Origin of the sequence: Paraburkholderia sp. MM5477-R1 (assembly GCF_050436385.1) — a bacterium.
GTDB classification, from domain to species: domain Bacteria; phylum Pseudomonadota; class Gammaproteobacteria; order Burkholderiales; family Burkholderiaceae; genus Paraburkholderia; species Paraburkholderia tuberum.
On record NZ_JBNDMC010000006.1, the window covers coordinates 223,404 to 244,067 of the forward strand.

The 20,664-nt window shown below is 62.7% G+C and carries 19 protein-coding genes; 6 read left to right on the forward strand and 13 right to left on the reverse strand.

Features of this window, described 5'->3' with window-relative positions; genetic code table 11:
- Positions 1–9: 9 nt before the first annotated feature.
- From OKW35_RS19325 to OKW35_RS19355, 7 genes are all read right to left on the reverse strand, one after another.
- Complete coding sequence (locus tag OKW35_RS19325) at positions 10–714, reverse strand: EthD family reductase (RefSeq protein WP_429404395.1); 705 nt, start codon at positions 712–714, stop codon at positions 10–12.
- 2 nt (positions 715–716) lie between these two features.
- Entirely contained in the window at positions 717–1,238 is a 522-nt protein-coding gene (hpaC, locus tag OKW35_RS19330) for a 4-hydroxyphenylacetate 3-monooxygenase, reductase component (RefSeq protein ID WP_429403879.1), read from the reverse strand.
- 20 nt (positions 1,239–1,258) lie between these two features.
- Entirely contained in the window at positions 1,259–2,476 is a 1,218-nt protein-coding gene (locus tag OKW35_RS19335) for an acyl-CoA dehydrogenase family protein (RefSeq protein WP_429552888.1), read from the reverse strand.
- A 35-nt stretch (positions 2,477–2,511) separates the two neighbouring features.
- Complete coding sequence (locus OKW35_RS19340) at positions 2,512–3,867, reverse strand: MFS transporter (protein WP_429552889.1); 1,356 nt, start codon at positions 3,865–3,867, stop codon at positions 2,512–2,514.
- Positions 3,868–4,501: 634 nt separating this feature from the next.
- Positions 4,502–5,020 carry a hypothetical protein gene (locus OKW35_RS19345; RefSeq protein ID WP_090808157.1) on the reverse strand — a complete coding sequence of 173 codons (519 nt, stop codon included), beginning with the start codon at positions 5,018–5,020 and terminating at the stop codon, positions 4,502–4,504.
- Positions 5,021–5,269: 249 nt separating this feature from the next.
- A complete protein-coding gene (locus OKW35_RS19350) occupies positions 5,270–5,749 on the reverse strand; it encodes a DUF1348 family protein (protein WP_184057675.1) in 480 nt (159 codons plus the stop codon).
- 13 nt (positions 5,750–5,762) lie between these two features.
- Positions 5,763–6,428, reverse strand: coding sequence for a TetR/AcrR family transcriptional regulator (locus OKW35_RS19355; protein WP_429352752.1), 666 nt, complete (start codon positions 6,426–6,428; stop codon positions 5,763–5,765).
- 123 nt (positions 6,429–6,551) lie between these two features.
- Here OKW35_RS19355 and OKW35_RS19360 point away from each other — a divergent pair, with 123 nt between their 5' ends.
- Entirely contained in the window at positions 6,552–7,202 is a 651-nt protein-coding gene (locus OKW35_RS19360) for a YceI family protein (protein WP_429352753.1), read from the forward strand.
- 41 nt (positions 7,203–7,243) lie between these two features.
- On the opposite strand, the gene tdh is transcribed toward OKW35_RS19360, so the two are convergent.
- Complete coding sequence (gene tdh, locus OKW35_RS19365) at positions 7,244–8,275, reverse strand: L-threonine 3-dehydrogenase (RefSeq protein WP_090810329.1); 1,032 nt, start codon at positions 8,273–8,275, stop codon at positions 7,244–7,246.
- A 28-nt stretch (positions 8,276–8,303) separates the two neighbouring features.
- Complete coding sequence (locus tag OKW35_RS19370; RefSeq protein WP_187612482.1) at positions 8,304–9,509, reverse strand: glycine C-acetyltransferase; 1,206 nt, start codon at positions 9,507–9,509, stop codon at positions 8,304–8,306.
- A gap of 137 nt (positions 9,510–9,646) precedes the next feature.
- On the opposite strand from OKW35_RS19370, the gene OKW35_RS19375 reads away from it, so the two are divergent.
- From OKW35_RS19375 to OKW35_RS19385, 3 genes are all read left to right on the forward strand, one after another.
- On the forward strand, positions 9,647–10,294 hold the full coding sequence (locus OKW35_RS19375) for a helix-turn-helix domain-containing protein (protein WP_429552890.1): 648 nt from the start codon (positions 9,647–9,649) through the stop codon (positions 10,292–10,294).
- A gap of 67 nt (positions 10,295–10,361) precedes the next feature.
- Positions 10,362–10,772: a DUF2471 family protein gene (locus tag OKW35_RS19380; RefSeq protein WP_184057684.1), complete on the forward strand. Its 411-nt coding sequence runs from the start codon at positions 10,362–10,364 to the stop codon at positions 10,770–10,772.
- A gap of 114 nt (positions 10,773–10,886) precedes the next feature.
- On the forward strand, positions 10,887–11,969 hold the full coding sequence (locus OKW35_RS19385; protein ID WP_184031072.1) for a tyrosine-type recombinase/integrase: 1,083 nt from the start codon (positions 10,887–10,889) through the stop codon (positions 11,967–11,969).
- 78 nt (positions 11,970–12,047) lie between these two features.
- Here the strand turns inward: OKW35_RS19385 and OKW35_RS19390 are convergent, their stop codons facing one another.
- A complete protein-coding gene (locus tag OKW35_RS19390; RefSeq protein ID WP_429552891.1) occupies positions 12,048–13,277 on the reverse strand; it encodes a DNA-binding protein in 1,230 nt (409 codons plus the stop codon).
- Between the two features lie 2,024 nt (positions 13,278–15,301).
- On the opposite strand from OKW35_RS19390, the gene OKW35_RS19395 reads away from it, so the two are divergent.
- Positions 15,302–16,651, forward strand: a complete 1,350-nt coding sequence (locus tag OKW35_RS19395) for a replication initiation protein (protein ID WP_184057688.1) — start codon at positions 15,302–15,304, stop codon at positions 16,649–16,651.
- Between the two features lie 58 nt (positions 16,652–16,709).
- Here OKW35_RS19395 and OKW35_RS19400 read toward each other — a convergent pair whose 3' ends face one another.
- Both OKW35_RS19400 and parA read right to left on the reverse strand, forming a co-directional pair.
- Positions 16,710–17,765, reverse strand: coding sequence for a ParB/RepB/Spo0J family partition protein (locus OKW35_RS19400; RefSeq protein ID WP_429552892.1), 1,056 nt, complete (start codon positions 17,763–17,765; stop codon positions 16,710–16,712).
- Positions 17,766–17,789: 24 nt separating this feature from the next.
- The gene (parA, locus tag OKW35_RS19405; RefSeq protein ID WP_013092840.1) at positions 17,790–18,452 is read right to left on the reverse strand and encodes a ParA family partition ATPase; all 663 of its coding nucleotides are present in this window, start codon (positions 18,450–18,452) and stop codon (positions 17,790–17,792) included.
- Positions 18,453–19,172: 720 nt separating this feature from the next.
- Here parA and arsC point away from each other — a divergent pair.
- On the forward strand, positions 19,173–19,532 hold the full coding sequence (gene arsC, locus OKW35_RS19410; protein WP_429291925.1) for an arsenate reductase (glutaredoxin): 360 nt from the start codon (positions 19,173–19,175) through the stop codon (positions 19,530–19,532).
- Between the two features lie 54 nt (positions 19,533–19,586).
- Here the strand turns inward: arsC and OKW35_RS19415 are convergent, their stop codons facing one another.
- On the reverse strand, positions 19,587–20,570 hold the full coding sequence (locus OKW35_RS19415; protein WP_429552893.1) for a sulfonate ABC transporter substrate-binding protein: 984 nt from the start codon (positions 20,568–20,570) through the stop codon (positions 19,587–19,589).
- Positions 20,571–20,664: the final 94 nt, after the last annotated feature.

Consider the following 20,664-nt stretch of genomic DNA (forward strand, 5'->3'; position numbering starts at 1 on the left):
ACGCGCCGGTCAATATGCGGCGAGGTTACCGTAGATGCTGCGCATTGCAAAATGCGGCGTCGCCCCGCTGTACGGCGGCAGCGCCTGGAAGTCGCGGCGCATCGCATCGCGCACCGGCGACGCGAGCGCATCGGTGAGCGCGCTCGCATCGTCGAACACGACCTTGTTGCGTTGCATCGCGCTCACGCGCGCAAACGGCAAACCGCTGCGGCTGTCGATGCGCGTGTAGATCTCCATTTCGCGCAGCGCCGGCAATTGCAGCATCAACGGCGGATGATGCGCCAGATAGTGCGTAAGCCACGCGTTGAAGTCTTGCGCGACGCCTTCGTATGCGACCAGATAGGTGCAGCGTTGCGCGTTGTCTTCGACCGACGCAGCCTGCGGTGGCGCGAAGATGCGCACGGCCATCACCTGCTGCGAGAAGCTTTGCGGGCTGTATTCGGCGCGCATGGCCGAATGCAACGCGTGCGCGATCGCGCCGTCAGGTTCGAGCGCGGCTTCGAGCGGCTCGAGTTCGTCGAAGTACCACTGCAGCACGCACGACGGCGCATCGGCCGCCGGCGCGATACGCGCATCGACCTGTCCCGCGATCGGCTCGTGCACGATCAGCTTGCGCAGCCCCGCGACTTGCGTGGCGGCCCGCAGCAGCGCGGGCGGGTCCGTGAGCGATTGCCGCGCGTCGCTCGTGCCGATCAGAAAGAGACAGACCTGCATCGTCATGCCGCCTCGCAAGCCGCGACACCGGCACGCGCAAGCCGGTGGAACTGCCTGCCGAAGTAGACGAGGCCATCGCCGTCATCGCGCGTGGCGATCCGCTCGATCCGCACGAACATCACCGAGTGCGAGCCCACCGTCTTGCTGTCGACGATCTGTCCTTCGAGGCTCGCGAGCGCGTCGCCAAGCACCGGAGCGCCGAGCGCTCCCGGCTGCCACGCGCATTGATCGAAACGCGCGTCCATCGAGCAACCCGTCATGCCCGCGAACACGCGCGCCAGGTCCTGGCAGTGCGCGCCAAGGATGTTGATGCACAGGTTCGCGTTTTCGTGCATCACGTCATGCACATAGCTCGATTGATTGATGCACACCAGCATGGTCGGTGGCGTATCGGTCACCGAACAGACAGCGCTCGCGGTGATGCCGCAGCGCCCGCGCGGACCATCGGTCGTGATGATGTTGACGGCCGCGCCGAGGCAAGCCATCGCGTCGCGGAAGTGCGTGCGCGTTTCGTCGTGCGTCATGACAGTCGCTCCTATGTCGCTCAGGGATAGGGCGTGACCGGCGGTATGCCGACGAACAGCGCGCCCGACGCGTCGTAGGTGCCTTCGCCGAGAAACGCATGCTGCGTGACGACGATCGAATCGCGCACCATCCGCTGCATGCGGCTCTCGCGATAGATCGCGCCGATGCCAGCCATCTTGTACGCCTGCATGACCACCTCGGCGCACGTATGCGCGGCATGCGTCGCGGAGAGCCGCAGCAGATTGGCCTCGCTGGGCGACACGGGGTCGCCCGCCATGACCGTGCGCCACGAAGTTTGCGCCGACTCGAAGAAGAACGCGCGCGCGCTGCGCAGATTCGCTTCGGCCTGCGCGAGACCCGAGCGATAGTACGCGCGGTCGGCAAGACGCGGCGCGCCGGTCGTCGTTCTGGTTACGCCGGACATACCGGCCAGCAGGTCGAGCGCCGCGCGCGCGAGCCCGAGGTTCACAGCCGCATGCACCTGAGCCTGATATGCGACGGCGGGGTAGCGGTAGAGCGGCTCGTCGATCAGCGGCGCACCGCCGCGCACGAAGGTCCATTGCTCGTCGACGAACTTGTTTTTCAGGCGCAGATCGTGGCTCCCGGTGCCTTGCATGCCGACCACGTTCCAGTTGTCGACGATCTCGACTTCGTTCGCCGGAAACACGGCCGTGAACGGCTTGCCCGCGTTCGCGTCGCCGACCTTGCCCGGCGCGCCACCGATGCCGACGCCGAGCCAGTCCGCGCCCTTGCAGCCGCTCGCGAAACGCCATTGACCCGACACGACGTAGCCGCCGGGCGCACGCTCGGCCGGTTGCAGGGGATACAGGCCGCCCGCGAAAACCTGGTCCGGACCGGACGCGTAGATGCGGGCCTGAGTCTCAACCGGCAGCGACGCAAGATACGTGTTCGCGGAGCCAAAGGCCGCGACCCATGCGGTCGAACCATCGGCGATCGCGATGCGTTCGAGCATCGCCAGAAACTGTGGCGGCGGCAGCGCGTCGCCACCGAAGCGTTTCGGCGTGCTCGCGCGGAAGATGCCCGCGCGCTTCATCTTCACGATCATGTCGCGCGGGACGTGTGAAACCGCATCGAACTCGTCGCGGCGACGCTCGACTTCGGTGATCAGGTCATCGAGCGACAGCGGGCCCGTGTATTCGGGGTAGTCCTCCTGCGTGTCGATGATGGGTGCGTCGGCGGTGCAAGCGCGGGCGCTGGCGGTATGAACGGCGTGCATGCGCGTTACCTCTTGATTCAGTGATGTGAACGATGTCATTCGGTTTCCTGATGCGCTTCGATGCGCATCGCTTTCGGATAGGTCTCCCGGGCGAGCAGCGTCGCGATGACGGTGATCAGACCGAGCACGCCGAGATACAGAGCGACCGGCGTCGCGTTCCGATAGTGCGCGAGCAGCGCCGTGGCGATCATCGGCGACAGGCCGCCGCCGAGCACCGAGGAGATTTCGCGCCCGATGCCAAGCCCCGAGAAGCGCAGATGTACCGGCAACAGTTCGCTGATGAACGCGGGCTGCGCGCCTTCGAGGATGCCGAGGGTGAGGCTGTTCGCCAGCACGAGGGCCGTGATCACTTTCCAGTATTCGCCGGAGCCGAGCAGCGCAAAGTACGGCCATGCGACAAGCACCAACGCAATCGCGCCGGCGAGATACACGGGCTTGCGTCCGACCTTGTCGGTCAGGTAGCCGAAGAACAGCGAGAACGGAATCATCAGCAGCATCGAAAGAGTCAGGCCGCCGAGCATCCAGCTCGATTTGATGCCGAGGAACTGGCCATACGCGATCGAGAACGCGAAGAAGATGTACGACGCACCGCCTTCGCCGAAGCGCAAACCGAAGATCGTCAGCACTTCGCGAGGACATTGGCGCAACACTTCGATCACCGGCATGCGGGTGTCGCGACGCGTTGCCTTCGCTCGAGCGAACGCGGCGCTTTCGCCGACCGAGCGGCGCATCCACAAGCCCAGTGCGACGAGTGCGGCGCTGCAGAGGAACGGAATGCGCCAGCCCCAGCTCAGGAAATCGGCAGACGACAGGTTCTGCACCAGCAGGAACGCACCGGTCGACAGCACGAAGCCGAGCGCCGCGCCGCACGGACTCCATGCGGCGAGCGCGCCGCGCTTCGACTGCGGCGCGTTCTCATGGATCAGCAGGATGCTGCCGCTCCATTCGCCGCCCGCGGCGAGCCCCTGCACGATGCGCAGACACACGAGCAGCGCCGGCGCGGCGAGGCCGATCTGCTGGTAGGTGGGCAGCACGCCCATCAACATAGTCGCCGTGCCCATCGCGAACAGCGTCAGCATCGTCACGAGCTTGCGCCCGTAGCGGTCACCGAGATGTCCGCACAGCACACCGCCGATCGGCCGCGCGATGAAGCCGACCGTGAAGCCGCCGAACGCGGCGATGGTGCCGGTGAGCGGATCGCTGCCGACGGGGAAGAACAGCTTGCCGAATACCAGCGCCGCGGCCGTTCCATACAGGAAGAAGTCATACCATTCGAGGATTTGACCCAGCACGGCGGTCGTGACCGCACGTCGTACGCCGCTCGTCGCGGCGGCGGACCGGCGTGATGCGAGCGGGGCGCTCAGATCGGAATTCACGGCGTCAGAGTTCATGGCTCAGGGAGAACGAAGATTGAGGTTCCCGCATGACGATGGCTCTACGCAGCGGGGCGAATCACATCCGGACGACATGGCTGCACGATATGAGCGGCGATAAACGCGGTCAAATTCGGGCCAAAAATGATCGATATGAATGGCGTGCATGGGCGAGGCCCGGGTCGGGCGACGCGCGAATGGTGAGGAGTTCCAGGAGGTGGCGCTACGGTGAGGGTTTACGGGAGCGGTGGGCGGGATGCGCGACGGCTCACGCGGTGTGCGTCGGAACGGCGATTGGGATGAGGTGCGTCGAAGTGCGCAGCGCGTGCTTCGCTGGCTTCAGCGTTGCGGTGAACGACTGCGTTTCGGACCAGCGAGCGCGGAGCGCGTCGGTGTCCAGTGCGCGAAAAACACGCTGGAATGCAGGGCTAAAAGTTGAAGCGAGCCTGTCGAGGTGAGGTCTTCCAGGATGGTGAGGATTTCCAGGAGTCGAGAGAACGACGCTTTGTGCGCCATGGTGAGGAGTTCCAGGAGGTCGGCCCCGCATTCGAGACCTCGCGCTCGCGGTAATTGCTCAATCCGGGTAGAACGGAAGCCTTTGGCTCCCGAAAAACCTCACCTGGGGCGATCGCTCACGTTGCTTACGGCTCCGTCAGAACTTTACCTTCAGCTGAAAACCAATCGTAAAGGGCAGATTGTCCGATGGGATCGGCGGAATGACGATGAAGTTCGCGCCGACGCGCTTGTATTCGAGCATCACGATCGGCGCGACCACCGGGCCGATCGTGTGATTGCTGCCAAGCCCCCAGTTGCCATAGTTATAGCCGGAGATGATCCCGCCGATCGCCGCGATCCGCACGATTCCCCAATGCGCGAACTCCGGCGCCCACACGCCGCCGCCGTAGTAGGACGGCCGACGCAGCGAGTTGCGAAAGCCGCCGGCCGTCAGCGCCCACTGGTTGTTCAGCCAGCATTCGACGCCAAGCCCGGGATTGAACTGCTCGAAGTGCGTATCGGGATCGGGGTTGATGTGATACGAGCCGAGCATCGCGTCGACCCATACACCGCCGTCACACCAGTTGCCCGCGTGCGCCGCGGAGAGCGCCGCGAAGCTGGCGAAAAGCGCCACCGCGGCGCGCCGGATATTCTTGTTCATCTGCCTGAAGTGCATTTCTTCTCCGTCACCGGTCGAGCGCCGGTGTCATGGTGTTCTGGCGATCCGCGTGCCGCCCGTCGCGCACTGTATCTGAAGCCGTGCGGTCGATGTCGAGGACTCGTTCGGCCGGCCGGGCACGCGACGTGCCCCCGCAGCCGGAACCGCCACGATAACGGAGAACCGATGGCGCCGTGATGAACAAGCGGTGAAGAAGTTCGCGGCGCGCATCAGGTGCGCCGCCGGCGATGAATGTGGTGGGAACGTCTACAGACCGAGATCGGACAGGCTGGGGTGATCGTCGGGCCGCCGGCCGAGCGGCCAGCGATACAAGCGGTCGGCTTCGCGGATCGGCAGGTCATTGATGCTTGCGTGACGATGCGCCATCAGACCATGCTCGTTGAACTCCCAGTTCTCGTTGCCATACGAGCGGAACCAGTTGTTCGAATCGTCGTGCCATTCGTACGCGAAGCGCACCGCGATGCGGTTGTCGGTGAACGCCCACAGTTCCTTGATCAACCGATAGTCGAGCTCCTTCGCCCACTTGCGGCGCAGAAAGCCGACGATCTCCGCGCGGCCATGCACGAATTCGGCGCGGTTGCGCCACACGCTATCCGTCGTGTACGCGAGCGATACGCGCTCGGGTTCGCGGGTGTTCCACGCATCTTCCGCGGCGCGCACTTTCTGGATCGCGGTATCGCGAGTGAATGGCGGCAGCGGCGGGCGGGCTTCGATCGTATCGGTCATGATGGTTCCTCAGTCAGGTGGTGGTGCGCCGCGATGGCGGCCGTTTGGTTGCGGCGGGTTTCGCTGCCGCATCGAGCAAGGTCTTGCCAACCGCCTGCGCGTCGAGCGCCGCATCGGCTTCGCCGCTCACGAGCGCCACCGCGATCGCGCCGTCGAGCAGCACGAGCCATTGCCGCGCGAGCGGCGCCGCGCGACGCGCATCGATTTCGGCTTCCACGACGAACGCGACGCATTCGGCACGCACGAAACCGAGCAGCCGTGCCTTGTGTTTGCGCGCGACGACGCGGATCGGATCGTCGGCGGATTCGATTTCGCCGGCCGCGTTCAGAAACGCGCAGCCATGAAAATCCGCCGATGCGAACCACTCGCGCAGCACGTCGAACATGCCGAGCAGGCGTCTGCGCGCGCCCTTGCCGCGCCGTTGCGTGCCGGCGATAAACCAGTTCATCCAGCGCTCGTCGCGCCGTTCGAGCGCGGCCGCGATTAGCGCATCTTTCGACTCGAAATGCGTGTAAAAGCTTTTGCGCGCGGTGCCGGACTGCCGCACGATCGCATCGACGCCGGTTGCATGGATGCCGCCGGCGTAGATGAGCGCCTCGGCGGCATCGAGCAGCCGCTCGCGCGCCGTGCCGGACTGGGCCGCGTCGTTTGGATCGGTCGGAATCGTTTCGTGTGTCATGGACGAAAAGGTAGAACGATCATTCTCCATCGTCAAGTTTTTCTTCGAGCTTCGGCGCTGTGGGTGCGCTTGCTGCTATCGTGATGGAGATCGCTTGATCACCGCTCAACCGGAATCGCTTCGATGAAACCATCCTCCGTTCGCACCGCGTGGGTGCGCGCGCTGCTCGGTGCAACGCTGCTGGGCGCGGTGGCCTGCACGCCGATCCAGGTGCTCACGCATTCGGTCAGTCAGAACGAGGCGCGCGTGCCGCCCGGACGCTACGACATCGATCAGGACCATACGAGCATCACGTTCGATATCGATCACTTCAAATACACGCGCTTTACGATGCGTTTCGATCGCAAGCAGGGGGAGCTCGACTGGAACGACGCCGGCCTCGAGCGCAGCACGGCGTCGGTCGCGATCGACGCCGCGAGCATCGACACGAACGTGCCGCTGCTCGACAAGATGGTGAAAAGCGACAGCATGCTCGACGTCGCGCGCTATCCGCAGATCCGCTTCGCGAGCACGCGTTTCGAGCGCACCGGCGAAGCGCGCGGCACGCTGAGCGGCGATCTGACGATCCGCGGCGTCACGCAGCCGGTCACGCTCGACGTCACGTTCAACGGCTTCGCGCCCGATCCGCTAACGAAGAAGGACACGCTCGGCTTTTCCGCGGACGGTCATTTCAGCCGCGCGAAGTTCGGTCTGTCTACCTGGTATCCGGCCGTCGGCGACGATATTCACGTGCGCATCCAGGCCGAGTTCGTGAAAACGCCCGCAGGCGCGTAAGCGCGCTGCGGGCGTCAGCGTTCAGACGGTGAGGTGCCGACTCAGGCAGAGGTCCAGTCGAGAATCACCTTGCCGCTTTCGCCGGAGAGCATCGTCGCGAAGGCTTCCTGATAGTCGTCGACCTTGAAATGGTGGGTGAGGATCGGCGACAGATCGAGGCCGCTTTGCAGCATCGCGACCATCTTGTACCAGGTCTCGAACATCTCGCGCCCATAAATGCCCTTGATTTCAAGGCCTTTGAAGATCACCTGGGTCCAGTCGATCGCGGTTTGCGCGGGTGGAATGCCGAGCAGCGCAATCTTGCCGCCGTGGTTCATCGCTTCGAGCATGCCCGTAAAAGCACTCGGCACGCCCGACATTTCGAGTCCGACGTCGAAGCCCTCGGTCATGTGCAGATCGTGCATCACGTCGCGCAACGATTCGCGCGACACGTTCACCGCGCGCGTCGCGCCCATCTTGCGCGCGAGTTCGAGGCGATAGTCGTTGACGTCGGTGATCACGACGTTGCGCGCGCCGACGTGCCTGGCGATCGCGACCGCCATGATGCCGATCGGCCCAGCGCCGGTAATCAGCACGTCTTCGCCGACGAGGTTGAACGACAGCGCCGTATGCGTCGCGTTGCCGAACGGATCGAAGATCGCGGCGAGATCGTCGGAGATTTCAGGGGGGATCTTGAACGCGTTGAAGGCCGGAATCACCAGGTATTCGGCGAACGCGCCCTCGCGATTGACGCCGACGCCGATCGTGTTGCGGCACAGATGCCGGCGGCCCGCGCGACAGTTGCGGCAGAAGCCGCAGGTGATGTGTCCTTCGCCCGACACCCGATCGCCGATCGCAAAGCCGCGCACTTCCTGCCCCATCTCGACGATTTCGCCGACGTATTCATGGCCGACGTGCATCGGCACCGGAATCGTCTTCTGCGCCCAGTCGTCCCACTTCCAGATATGAATGTCGGTGCCGCAAATCGCGGTGCGCGTGATGCGGATCATCACGTCGTTATGACCGACTTCGGGCTTCTTCACGTCGGTCAGCGTGAGGCCCGGTCCGCGTTCGAGTTTTGCCAATGCTTTCATCTGCTTCTCCATTCGAATCACGCGGCGATCACGTGGTGATGACGCCGAGCTCGCGACCGACGCGCGCGAACGCCTCGACGGCACGGTCGATCTGCTCCGGCGTGTGCGCGGCGCTCATCTGCGTGCGGATGCGCGCGCGGCCACGCGGCACCACCGGGAACGAAAAACCGATCACGTAGACGCCTTGCTTCAGCAGCGCATCGGCCATCTTTCCCGCGAGTTGCGCGTCGCCGAGCATCACCGGAATGATCGGATGTTCGCCCGGCACGAGCGTGAAGCCGAGCGCGCTCATCGCGCGGCGGAAATGCGCGCCGTTTTCGCGCACGCGTGCGCGCAGCAGCGCCCCTTCATCGCTGGCGAGCAATTCGAGTACCTTCAGCGACGCCGCCGCGATGCTCGGCGTGAGCGTGTTCGAGAACAGATACGGGCGGGAGCGCTGCCGCAACAGCTCGACGACTTCCTTGCGCGCCGCGACGTAGCCGCCCGATGCGCCGCCGAGCGCCTTGCCGAGCGTGCCGGTAATGATGTCGACGCGCGCCATCACTGCGCAATGCTCGGGCGTGCCGCGACCGTGTTCACCGATGAAGCCGACGGCGTGCGAGTCGTCGACCATCACCAATGCGCCGTACCTGTCGGCCAGATCGCAGATGCCGGCGAGGTTCGCGATGATGCCGTCCATCGAGAACACACCGTCGGTCGCGATCAGTTTGAAGCGCGCGCCCGCCGCATCGGCTTCCTGCAGGCGCGCTTCGAGTTCGCCGAGGTCGTTGTTCCTGTAGCGAAAGCGCTTCGCCTTGGACAGCCGCACACCGTCGATGATGCTCGCGTGATTCAGCTCGTCGCTGATGATCGCGTCGTTTTCGTCGAGCAGCGTTTCGAACAGGCCGCCGTTCGCGTCGAAGCAGCTCGAGTAGAGAATGCAGTCGTCGGTTTGCAGGAACGCGGCGAGCGCCGCTTCGAGTTGCTTGTGCACGGTTTGCGTGCCGCAGATGAAGCGCACCGACGCCATCCCGAAGCCGTCGCTGTCGAGGCCTTGCTTGGCGGCTTCGATCAGCCGCGTGTCGTCGGCGAGACCGAGATAGTTGTTTGCGCAGAAGTTCAGCACGTCGCTGCCGTCGGCAAGACGCACGTCAGCCGACTGCGGACTCGCGATCACGCGCTCGCTCTTGTAGAAGCCGTCGGCGCGGATCTGGTCGAGGGTGCCGCGCAAATGGGCAAGATATTGGTCACGCATGAACGGGACTCCTGAGAGTGATGGCGCCCGCATTCGCATGCGCGCGGGAAGGGCGGCCTGTTATAGTCGGTTGTCAGCTTTATCGGATATTTTCGTTTTTCCGAACTAAAATCCGGTATATCGAACAACTCTAAACGATGGGTCTGGAAATGGCAAGTTCGGGTACACGCCGCACCGCGTCCAATGCGGCGCCCACCTCCGCCAGCGCGGCATTACCGCCGAGTGCGGCGATTGCGGCGCCGCCGCGCGTCGGCGAACAGATTCAACGGCTGCGCGCCGAGCGGCGCATGACGCTCGATGATCTGTCGCGCGCGGCCGGCGTGTCGAAATCGATGCTCTCGGAAATCGAGCGCGACAAGGCCAATCCGACGATCGCGGTTGCATGGCGGCTGACCAATGCGCTCGGCGTAAGTCTCGATTCGCTGTTTGCGCCGCCGAAGTCGCCTGAGGCAATCGCCGTTTCCGGACCGCGCGATATTCCTACGCTAAGCGGTCACGAAGCGAAATACCAGTTGCGTGTGTGGGGACCGATCGAGCTGGCCGGCAAGTTCGAGTGGTACGAGTTGACGCTGCAGCTAGGCGGGGCTCTCGTGTCGAACGCGCACGAGCCAGGCACGCGCGAGCATCTGACCGTGCTGCACGGCTCGATCGAAATCGAGGCGGCCGGCGCGACGAAGCGGCTCAAGGTCGCGGACACCGCGCGCTACGTCGCGGATGTTCCGCACGCGATCCGCAACGTCGGCAAGAGCGAGGCGAAAGCGCTGCTGGTCGTGATTCACGGTTAGGCCGTTCGGCCAGGTTGCGCCTGGTACTGTATGTTTGTACAGTATCGGGTGTCGATTGGAGCCGAGAATGAACAACCTGAAAACCGACCCTACCGATCAAACTCTCGCCGCGCTGCGCTTCCAGACCGCCGCGCGCGATCTCGAACATATCGTGCACAGCATCGCCGCGCGCTACATCGTCAGGCAGGTGCCGCTCACATGGCGTCTGCTCCATGCCATCGAAGCCGAGGCGCTGGCCGATCTCGGTTTTGCCAGCCGGCACGACGCGCTGATGCTCGGGCTGTTCCAGCGCCCGTCCGACCTGCCTTATCCAGAAACCGATGACGGCGTGGATTTCGGCACCTCCAACGCATTGCCAGCCGTTTTTGCGTTTGCCGTCAATGCGTACGAAGAAGCGGCGCGGCAAGCGGCGCGCCGGGCGGCGCTGCCACGGCCGGCCGATGCGCCCTTAAAGCGCGCCCGGGCGTGGGGCGGCTAATGGCGGCACCACGTCGGGATGGCCGGATCCTCTTCCCTTCCTCGCGGTCGGCCTTGCGGCGGTCAGCGCCTACAATACGCGGACCAAACGGTGCAACTAACGGAAGGATTGCTCATGTCACCTCCTCATCTGTCCGACCCCGTTCCCCGTCCCGCGCCCTCTACCGATCTGTTCGATCAGCAACGCGAAGACTGGCGTCGCGACCCGCAGGTCGCGTTCGATGCGTGGCTCGCGAAGCAGCACTTCCGTCGCTCTTCGGCGTTGGTCTATCAGGCGCAGTGGGGGCAGTTTCTCGATTGGCTTGGCGCGCGGCAACAAAGCCTCGCGACGGTCGACACGCCCGCGATCGCCGAATTCGTCGCCAGCCTCGAGATTCGCAGAACGCAGCGGATCCGCTATTTGCGGCTTATCGAGCGCGTGCTCGATCACGTGCGCGAGATCGAATCGGCGTCGACCAACCCGGCTCGTTTCATCGCTCAGGACGGGGAAGCCGCGTGGCGCAATGCGCGCGACAATGAGCCGACCGGGTTTCTCACGCATGCGGAACGCACTGCGTTGATCGCGCGGCTGTTCGCGCCGTTGCCGGCGTTGTCGACCGCGCAGCGCTGGAGAGAGCGACGCGATCGCGCGTTGATCGCGGTGTTTCTGGGCGCAGGACTGAAGACGGGCGAAGCGGGAGCGCTTACGGTTAGTTGCGTGAGAGAGGGCTCGCCGTGGGTCACCATCGAGTCCGCGAATCCAGTGCTGACGCGGCGCACGCGACTCGCGCCGTTCGCAACGGCGATTCTCGACGCCTGGCTAGCCGAACGCCGGCTGACGCAGCTAGCCGGCAAGCTTGTGTTTCCCGCATCGCCGTCGGGCAGGCCGATGCATAAGGCCACGATGCTGCGCGCGGTGGATGCGCTCGTCGATGCAGCGGGGATTGCCACGTCGCGCCAATCGCGCGCGAGTCCGCAGACCTTGCGCAACACGTTTGCGGCGGACCTGTTCGAAAGCGGGGTAGAGGCCGAACAGGTCGGTCAATGGCTCGGCTTCGTGCAGGCGGTGTCCGCGAACCGGCTATATCGCGCGTGGCAAACCTGGATTGATCAGCAGGATTCGCCCGCGACAGAGGAGCCGGATCCAGCTGCGGCACCGTTGGCCGAGCCCCGCCGTGACGGGCGTTTGACGAGGAAAACGGGAGCCGGCGAACCCTGAAGAACCTCACCGTTGCGGTCCCGAATTTCCTCACCTTTGACGTTTTTCCCGTTGGATTGGCCGCCTCTGCGCCTCTGGTTAACGTATCGCGTGGACGGAGCGGGACGACGGCGCGGTGGCGCCATCGTTCGACAGGAACTGGTTCACCGCCGCGAGCCTCGATTCGCCGAGGCCGGAAGAGTGCTCACATTCCGGGCACAACAGTTCGAAACGGTGATCGACCTGCGACAGCTCCGGCTCACCTTCCTCGCATTTCGGGCATCTCGCGGGCAGCGTCACGTGGCCGTCAGCCGTGGTGCCGATCATGCTCAACTCTTTGCTCGTGAGCCGCCCGTCAGTAACCAGCGAGCACAGCAGAACGGCGATGGCTGGATCGATGCCCTGCTGGCCACGCAGGCTGGCGACTTCTTTCGTCAGCGCGTCGACTTCGTCCGACTGCTCGCGCAGTTGCGTGTCGAGCCGATCGGCGCGCGCCTTGGCGGCGGCAATCTGCTGAATGAACTCGAATTCCTTGCGGCTCGCATCACGCACGCCGGACTGATACGTCGCGGCCATGCTACGCAGCGAGTCGAGTTCGACCAGCATCGGCTTGACGCGCCGCTCGGCTTCGGCCACCGCATCCTTGATCTGCTGTGCATAGTGCTCCGTGCTTTGCCGCAATTCGACGTGCAACGCGTCGATCCGGTCCCGCAAGGCAGCATTGGCAGTCTGTTCGTTTTCGAGCCGTTGCCGCAGCGCCTCGTTCTCCTGGTCGAGCCGGCGCGTGGTTGCCTGCATGCCTTCGAGGTGAACGCTGCCGTGCGTAGTCGCGCTGGATAACTGGGTTTCAAGTGCGCGAACCCGCTCCCACGCGGTTTCGGCGCGCGCTTCGCTGCGCCTGATGGCTTCGTCGGCCGCATCCCGACGAATTTCCGCCTCGCGTACGCGCAGATCGGCGGCGCTGATCTGTGCGCGGATCTCTTCACGTTCGCCATCGAGCGACGCTTTGGCCTGCACGACCGCTTCTTCGAATAGCGCGCCGAGCAGTTCGCCGGCGCGATCTTCCAGTGCCTTTGGTATCGCGCCCGCTCCGACCTTGACCCGCGACACGCTGCGGATGCGCTCCCAGAAATGATCGATGTCCTTCGGGATGTCGCTCGCGCTGCCGGTTTGCGTGAGATCGCGCACGGCCGCCATCGATGGCCGGATGCCGAGATCGAAAAAAAGCCGTTTACATGCATGCAGCGACAGATGCTGGCGGCGCATGCCCTGCGCACGCATCGATTCAAGCTCGTCGCGAATGGCTTGCCGCTCCTGATCCAGATTCATGTTTACCTCGATGTGGCTCGAATTGGATGGATCATAACAATTTACGTAGTGTTTGCTACCAATTTATCGATGGCGAACGGATTGGCGAATACCGCCGGGCTTTTGCGCGCAGATTGCGATGGTAAACACGCGCCTGCCGTTTTTCTCCGTGAAACAAAACGAAGAATAGCTAATAAGCCATTGTATTAGAAGAATTTTGTTTGATTTCCGCATGATCGCGCACTGTTTCACGATTGATCGGCAATGGCTGCGGGGTGGTGGGCCTGTGTTTCACGGGGCTCGCGGGTATAAGGCTTGAGAGTAATAAAAATAAACACCTTTGAACCCTTGTTAAAGACGTTAACGACTCGGCAAACCCTTATCTGGCGCGGCTTTCAGGACAGCAGGGTGAAGCTTTGCGGGAGACTTGGTGAGGGTCTGCGGGAAACTCGAGTGATGGGGTTCGGGAAGCTCGGTGAGCGGTTGCGGGACGGAACGTGAGCGGGTTCAGGAAACGCCGTATACGTGGGGTTTGGGCAAAGGTGAGGTTTTGCGGGACTTCGCAGCCGCGAAGCGCCCGACACCCCTTGAAAGTGTCTGTTCGGTTTGGTCTGAGCAAGGTGAGGGCTTTCGGGAGGCTCGCGAGCGTGGTTTTTTGCCGGTTTTTTGGGGTGGTTAACCGCTTTGGTGAGCCGTAGCGGGAGAAAACGTAAAACGAAGGTGAGATTTTTCGGGGCGCGGGGTCCAGTTTTGCTTTCTTTTTGAGCATCCATACTGCTGAGGTGAGGTTTTACGGGAGCCAGGATGGAATTCGACGCATCGATTGCCCGAAAGACTGGTCGGCGGGAACCGCTGGCGATTGGAAAGGTGAGGGGATTCGGGGAACTGGCTGATCAGCTAGATCCGCGAGCCGATTTGGCCGGCGATTCCGTCAAAGGTGAGGCTTTTCGGGAAGGTCTGGATAGGGTTTTACGCGTTAAGGTGAGGAGATTCGGGACTGAAACGCGGGCTATCGGCCGGAGATGCCCGGCGGATGGCAATTTGCGAGCGTACGTATACCTGGTCTCTGATTGCAAAGGTGAGTCTTTTCGGGAGGTCCGCGGGGACGCAATGAAAAGTGCTGCGGTGCGAAAAACTGGCTTAAGGTGAGATTTTACGGGAACACCGATGGTTCGAGCGCTAGATGGGATTATCGCAAGTCACGGAAATCATTGATTTTTTTCCTGTCCTCCAGCAAAGGTGAGAGTTTTCAGGAGTTCCTTGGAAGGGGGCGCGGGGGCCTCCATAAAGGGCAAAGGTGACGCTTTTCAGGAGGTTGCATTGGGGAAATGCGGTACTGGCGCGGCATGAGCGCGTGTCGTGTTGTGCCGTTCTGCGGTGCTACGGTGAGGTTTTTCGGGAGCATCGGAGCGGTGAGGATTTGCCTATGGTCGGATCTCCCCTTTTTCGGCGGCTTCGGACGAGGCTCGAAGTCGAAACAGGTGGTTAACTCCGGCAGGTTCTCGGTAGTGAGGGCTGAATCGTCAGCGGAGGTACCAAGCAGTCGAATGGCGCGCCCGGCCATAGGAAGCTTGATGCACCGACAACAGGGCTGACGGGGCGCCCGTCGCTCGCCCGCGCCGCGTTGCGGTCCCAATACCGTGCGGACATTCCATCTATCGATCCGGGACTGTGCGTCGGCCGGCGGCACGCGACGATCGACGAAACGATCGCGAGGCCGCACGACGAAGTCATCAGCCGCCCCGGACGCCATCCGTTTACACGAGGTTCTCGAAAAAATCCGCGAAAATTTTTGAGGTGAGAAGATTCGGGATCACGTGCTCCCCGTTGCCGCACGCGGCGAAACGGGCCCGATTCGCAAACGCCGCGACCGGCAAGGAGAGCCCGATCCTGGCGGCACGCACACGAGGTGAGGGTTTTCGGGAGTTGGTCGAGGTGAGTTGCGCTTCGTAAACTCGCTTCACCGGCAATGGTGAGATGGGCGCTATAGACGCGTATCACCACAGCCGGTATGCTCTCGCGAAATCCCCTCCTCACCCCGACGCATGGCCACGAAGCGCGCGAAAAAGACCGATGTTGTCAGCCCGAGCTCGGCTGAGCTGCGCAAAGCCGTCGAGGCGATCGCGATCCAGCCCAAGAGCGGCAAGATCACGCTGCTCACGCGCAAGCTATTTAACGTGTTACTCGCGGTGGCCCAGCAAGCGGATGAATCGGGCGACACCTATCGGGCGCTGCTGTCCGACATCGTCGCCAATTCCGCGTTCGATTCCAATGACACCGCGCTCGTCAAGGAGCATCTGCGCCGCATGGTGTCGGTGCAAGTCGAGTGGAGCACCGGCACGTCGAGTCAGAAGCCTGGCCGCAAATGGGGTATTTCGACGCTGATCGCGGACGCGGAAATTCTCGAAGATCCGACCACGCGTCGCGTCTGGGTCGAGTTTTCGTTTGCGCCGAAGATCAAGAAGAAACTGCTCGATCCGGTTCAGTATGCGCGGCTGAGTCTGCAGTTCCAGAGCCAGCTGCGCAGTAGCGCGGGCCTCGCACTCTACGAGATCTGCGTACGCTACCTGACCAACCCCAGCCACCTGACGATGCGCGAGACCTGGGAATGGTGGCGGCCGATTCTGTCGGGCACGCCGGACACTGAAGCCGGCGACGAGGCGAAGCGCGAGTACAAGTATTTCAAGCGCGACTACCTGCGCCCGGCCATCGCCGAGGTCAACGCGGTCACGAACATTTTTGTCGAGCTGATCGAGCATCGCGAGGGTCGGCGCGTCGCTGAAATCCAGTTCCGCGTGACCGAGCGCAAGCAGCCGATGCTCGCGCTCGACGAACATCCGAACGTGTTCGACAGCACGCTGGTCGACCGGATGGTGAAGATCGGCATTCCGCTCAAGGAGGCGCAGACGCTTTATGCGGACAGCGAGGAGAACCGGATCCGCGCGGCGCTGCAGATGACCGAGCAGCGTATGCGCAGCACGTCACTGCCGCCGGTGCGCAGTGCGCCGGCGCTGTTCAAGGATGCGTTGAAGAAAGGCTATGCGCCGCCGGTCGAGGCGCTGCCCGCGGGTGGCGGCACCAGCAAGGCCGCGGCGTCGCCGGCCGACGATCTGAAGGCGCGTCTGCTCGGTGAATACTCGGCTTACCGTCGCAAGCAGGCCTACGAGTTGTACAACGAACAGGGCGAGTCGGAGCGCGATATCGCGCGACAGTCGTTCGAGGAAGATGAATTGCCGGGGCTCGGCACGCACATGCGCGACGACTGGCGGCGTCGCGGGCTCGATTCGAAGATCGTCGAAACGGCGTTCTTCGACTGGCTCGCGCGCAGGACCTGGGGCGAACCGACCGACGGCGACCTGCTCGCCTTTACGCTGAGCCAGTCGCGCGCGGCCTGATGGGTCGATAACTGGCTTTGAAATCCAGGCGGCGGTGCATGCGCACCGCCCTCACGTCTTACTTCAGCATCTTCTCGATCTGCCGCAGGATGTCGTCGCGCTTTTCACGCGTGAGGCCTTTCAGGCGCAACTCGAGCCGGTCGTCCCCATACGACTTCAGATCGCCGACCGACACACCACCAAGCTTGATTTCCAGACGTTGCGCGTAGCGCTGCCGGCCCGCCGGTTTGGCGCTTTCCTGCGAGGCCGCTCGGCCTTTGACGATGTCGGCGACCTGGCGGGTGCTCAGATCGTCGGAAAGGATCCGGTTGATCAGTCGCAGTGTCGCCTCCGCGCCGCGAGCCGTGTGGTAGCGGCCCACCTGATACGCCATGTTCGAGCCGAAGCGGTCAGGGCGCGCGACCATCTCCTGCATCACGGTTTCCGGGAGTTTGGCGATGGACAGCGCGACTGCGACCGTCGATTCGTCGAGGCCGAGATGTTCGGCCAGTTCCTTCTGGCTCTGGAAATGCCGCTCGTCGAGAAAGCGTCGCCACACGACCGCGTTGTCGAACACCGTCTGCGAGTCGCGCTGCACGTTGAGGTCGTAACCGAGCTTGTAGCTCTGGATGCCGATCGGCAGATCGATGACGATCGCTTTCACCGACTCCTTGTTCGCTTCTTTCAGCGCACGCACCCGTCTGCCGCCGTCACTGACGAAGTAGGTGCCAGGGTTGTCATAGTCGGGAATGACGTGAATCGCCTGCTGCTGCCCCTGCTTCGCCAGATTGACGGCAAGCTCCGCAATTGACGACTTCACATAGAAGTACCGTGGATTGAACGGGCTCGGCTTGATCGTCTTGAGCGCCAGTTCGATGATCTGGCCGGGACGATAGCCGTGCTCGAGCCTCCAGGCGCGGTAGGCCGCCGATTCGTTGTCCGGATCAGGAATCTTCGCGTCCTGCAGACGCGACGGCAAGACGGCCGGAATCGGACGCCCGGCGATCGTGGGAGTTTTCGCCTCGTTGCTGACCAGGCCGTCGATCGCATTCAGACGGTCGAGCGCGGTGCGCTTTTCGCTGCTGGTCGTGTCAGGACGTGCTTGAAAGCCTTTGGCGAACTGGGACGGTTTCATTCAGGGTCCTTTATGCGCATAAATTCATGGGAGCAAGGCGGCGATCTCGTTGGCGCACGCCCGTACTTCGAGCGCGGCGAGCTTCGCGCCGCGGTCGTTCATCTGAAGCACCGTTTGCCCTAACGCCATTGCCTGCTTGTAGGCTTCGCGCGTGGGAATCTGGGTCTTGAGGAGAGGGAAGCCGAGTTCTTCGAGCGCGCGCTTCAGTTCGCGCGTCAGCATCCGTTTCTCTTCAGTCTTGTTGAGCAGGAACACGGCTCGCAGGTCTTCGTTCATGACCTGCGCTTGCTGGACCAGCTTGACGAGGCCGATGCTCGACCAGTAATCGGCAGGGGACGAGGAAGTTGGGATTACCGCGACGCTCGCCGCGAGCAGAACGACGCCCGAGACTTTTTCGGTGATCGAGGGCGGGCAGTCGACGACGATGATGTCGTAGTCAGCCACGAACTTCTTGATCTCGCGATGGATCTGGCTGCCTGCTTCGGACAGGTTGACGACGGCGAATGGAATACCGATGTCGCCGTCGGAGGCAGCACTGGCCCAGTGAATCAGAGTGTTTTGGCCATCCGCGTCGACGACGAGAACGCGTTTGCCTTTCTCGTGAAATGCAGCGCCGAGATGCATCGCGATGGTGCTCTTCCCGACCCCGCCTTTCTGCTGTGTTACCGCGATGATTTCTGCCGCCAAATTTCACCTCCTCTTTTTAGACGCAAATGGATTTTACCTGGTTGAAGTGCTATTTCAAATGATTTGCGTAAGCGCAGTTCGGAAATTGGCCATTCGGCAAAGGGTTTATGCGCATAAAGAGGCATCGGACGCGTGCCCGGGGTCTTGCGAGATATCGGAGCACGCGTGGACTGGGGCTTAACGGTTGCTGATAGCTGTCTTGCGGCGGCAAAGGGAAAGTAATGAGTGCTCGCGCACTGCGTGCACAGCCGTCGGTGACTGTTCGCGATTCTCGGGCTGATGTGCAGAGAAAAGGAGCGCACGCATCTGAGCGACCAAAGGGGTGAGAGGTGCCAGACTTTATGCGCATAAAGTTCGCGTGCCAATTGGCCCGGAGGGACCGTTCGTCATGAATTCGTCCGATGCCGATTCTCCCCAGACATGGCGGCAAGTAACGTGCATCCGGCGCCTCATCAGCGGGGGATATAGGTTGTCGTTTGAATCGCGCCCGCGCGAGCAAATCTCAGGTGCGACTAGAACTCAGGGTGCCAGCATTAAACGGTTCCCACTCGCCTCGAAGGCAGCGTGGGTTTATGCGCATAAACCGACCCACCACGCCGATGGTTCAAACAACGCGGATGCCGCGCAGTCGTCCCGCGCCACGTCATCAAGTCACCCGTTAAAATTCCCGAACCCTTCTAACCGTCACAGCCTTCAACGGCGTAAGCCCCGAATCCAGCCATGATCACCATCTACCACAACCCGCGCTGCTCCAAATCTCGCACCACCTGCGAACTCGTCGCGAACACCTACAACTCCGCAAACGAAGCGACGGAAATCGTCGAATATCTGAAGAAGCCACTCACCGTCGCAGAGCTTGAGAAGCTCAATGCTCAACTCGGCTGTCCCGTCCGCGAAATGATCCGCGACACCGAGGCCGAATATAAAGAGCTCAATCTTGCCGACACGTCGCTGACGGACGCCCAGCTCTATGACGCATTGGCGAAGCATCCGATTCTGTTGCAACGACCGATCGTCGTCAGAAACGGACGGGCTGTCATCGGCCGCCCGCCGGAAAATGTCGCCGCGCTTTTCGCCTGATCGCGCGACCGTCGAAGTAAAACGATGTGGGCAATGCGGACTCGAACTGCTGCGCTAGGCTTTGCCGGACAGCGCGGCATCCTTGGTCACGATCTTCGTCGGAATCAGATGCAGTTCGGTGAACGTATCCGCGATGCGCTGTTGTTCCGCAAGCACGTTCGCGTCGACGGGCTTGTAGATATGCGCGTAATGCCGCAAGCCTGATTCGATCACGCTCGCGTCGAGCCCTTGAATCGGCGCGAGTCTGGCGGCGGCCTCGCTGTAATGGCCGCGTACCCACTCCCCTTCCTTGCCGACTTCATCGATCACGATCGCAAGGACGTCGCCGTTCTGTTGCGCGAAGGGCCGCGCGCTCAGAAAGAACTGGTGGTGACTCACGATACCCTCGGCATCGGCGAGCTGCCGCGCGTTCGTTTGCCGCCTGGCGGCTTCGAGGAACGGATCCCAGATCGCCCACGCATCGACCGCACCGCGCTCGAAGGCCGCGCGTGCATCGGCGGGCGGCAGATACACGGGTTGGATCTCGCTGAACTTCACGCCGTTCTTCTGCAACGCGGCGACGAGAAACCAGTGCACATCCGAGCCCTTGTTCAGCGCAATCTTCTTTCCCTTCAAATCGGCCAAGGTTTTGATTGGCGCGTCCGGATGCACGAGGATGCCTTCGGCGTGCGGCGTCGGAATTTCATACGCCGTGTAGACGAAATTGGCGCCCGCGGCCTGCGCGAACACGGGCGGCGCTTCGCCCACATAGCCGAAATCGATCGCGCCGACGTTCAGCCCTTCCAGCAATTGCGGCCCAGCCGGAAACTCGGTCCATTTGACCGTGATGCCAAGTGGCGCAAGCCGCTTTTCGAGCGTGCCGTGCGCCTTCAGCAATACCAGGGTGCTTGCGGCTTTCTGATATCCGATGCGAAGTTCTTTTGCATGTTCATCGGCGGCAAATGCGGAGGTGGAGAAGACCGGCAACGCGGCGGCGGCCAGCGTCGCGCCTACGCCGGCCAGAAACGTACGGCGCGTCAGCAGCGGATCACGGGACATGAGAATACTCGTCGAAAAAGAATTTAACGGACGCCAAAAGATGGTCCGATTGGCTCCGACGATAATTCGTCTGCGAGCCGGGACGAACCGATAA

Excerpts from the sequence above, each read along its gene's own strand:
- OKW35_RS19375 (WP_429552890.1), top strand. The coding sequence starts at position 9,647 with ATGGGTCTGGAAATGGCAAGTTCGGGTACACGCCGCACCGCGTCCAAT.
- tdh (WP_090810329.1), bottom strand. The coding sequence starts at position 8,275 with ATGAAAGCATTGGCAAAACTCGAACGCGGACCGGGCCTCACGCTGACC.
- OKW35_RS19340 (WP_429552889.1), bottom strand. The coding sequence starts at position 3,867 with ATGAACTCTGACGCCGTGAATTCCGATCTGAGCGCCCCGCTCGCATCA.
- OKW35_RS19415 (WP_429552893.1), bottom strand. The coding sequence starts at position 20,570 with ATGTCCCGTGATCCGCTGCTGACGCGCCGTACGTTTCTGGCCGGCGTA.
- OKW35_RS19395 (WP_184057688.1), top strand. The coding sequence starts at position 15,302 with ATGGCCACGAAGCGCGCGAAAAAGACCGATGTTGTCAGCCCGAGCTCG.
- hpaC (WP_429403879.1), bottom strand. The coding sequence starts at position 1,238 with ATGACGCACGACGAAACGCGCACGCACTTCCGCGACGCGATGGCTTGC.
- OKW35_RS19380 (WP_184057684.1), top strand. The coding sequence starts at position 10,362 with ATGAACAACCTGAAAACCGACCCTACCGATCAAACTCTCGCCGCGCTG.
- OKW35_RS19370 (WP_187612482.1), bottom strand. The coding sequence starts at position 9,509 with ATGCGTGACCAATATCTTGCCCATTTGCGCGGCACCCTCGACCAGATC.
- arsC (WP_429291925.1), top strand. The coding sequence starts at position 19,173 with ATGATCACCATCTACCACAACCCGCGCTGCTCCAAATCTCGCACCACC.
- OKW35_RS19345 (WP_090808157.1), bottom strand. The coding sequence starts at position 5,020 with ATGCACTTCAGGCAGATGAACAAGAATATCCGGCGCGCCGCGGTGGCG.
- OKW35_RS19385 (WP_184031072.1), top strand. The coding sequence starts at position 10,887 with ATGTCACCTCCTCATCTGTCCGACCCCGTTCCCCGTCCCGCGCCCTCT.
- OKW35_RS19325 (WP_429404395.1), bottom strand. The coding sequence starts at position 714 with ATGCAGGTCTGTCTCTTTCTGATCGGCACGAGCGACGCGCGGCAATCG.
- OKW35_RS19335 (WP_429552888.1), bottom strand. The coding sequence starts at position 2,476 with ATGCACGCCGTTCATACCGCCAGCGCCCGCGCTTGCACCGCCGACGCA.
- OKW35_RS19360 (WP_429352753.1), top strand. The coding sequence starts at position 6,552 with ATGAAACCATCCTCCGTTCGCACCGCGTGGGTGCGCGCGCTGCTCGGT.
- OKW35_RS19390 (WP_429552891.1), bottom strand. The coding sequence starts at position 13,277 with ATGAATCTGGATCAGGAGCGGCAAGCCATTCGCGACGAGCTTGAATCG.
- OKW35_RS19350 (WP_184057675.1), bottom strand. The coding sequence starts at position 5,749 with ATGACCGATACGATCGAAGCCCGCCCGCCGCTGCCGCCATTCACTCGC.
- OKW35_RS19400 (WP_429552892.1), bottom strand. The coding sequence starts at position 17,765 with ATGAAACCGTCCCAGTTCGCCAAAGGCTTTCAAGCACGTCCTGACACG.
- OKW35_RS19355 (WP_429352752.1), bottom strand. The coding sequence starts at position 6,428 with ATGACACACGAAACGATTCCGACCGATCCAAACGACGCGGCCCAGTCC.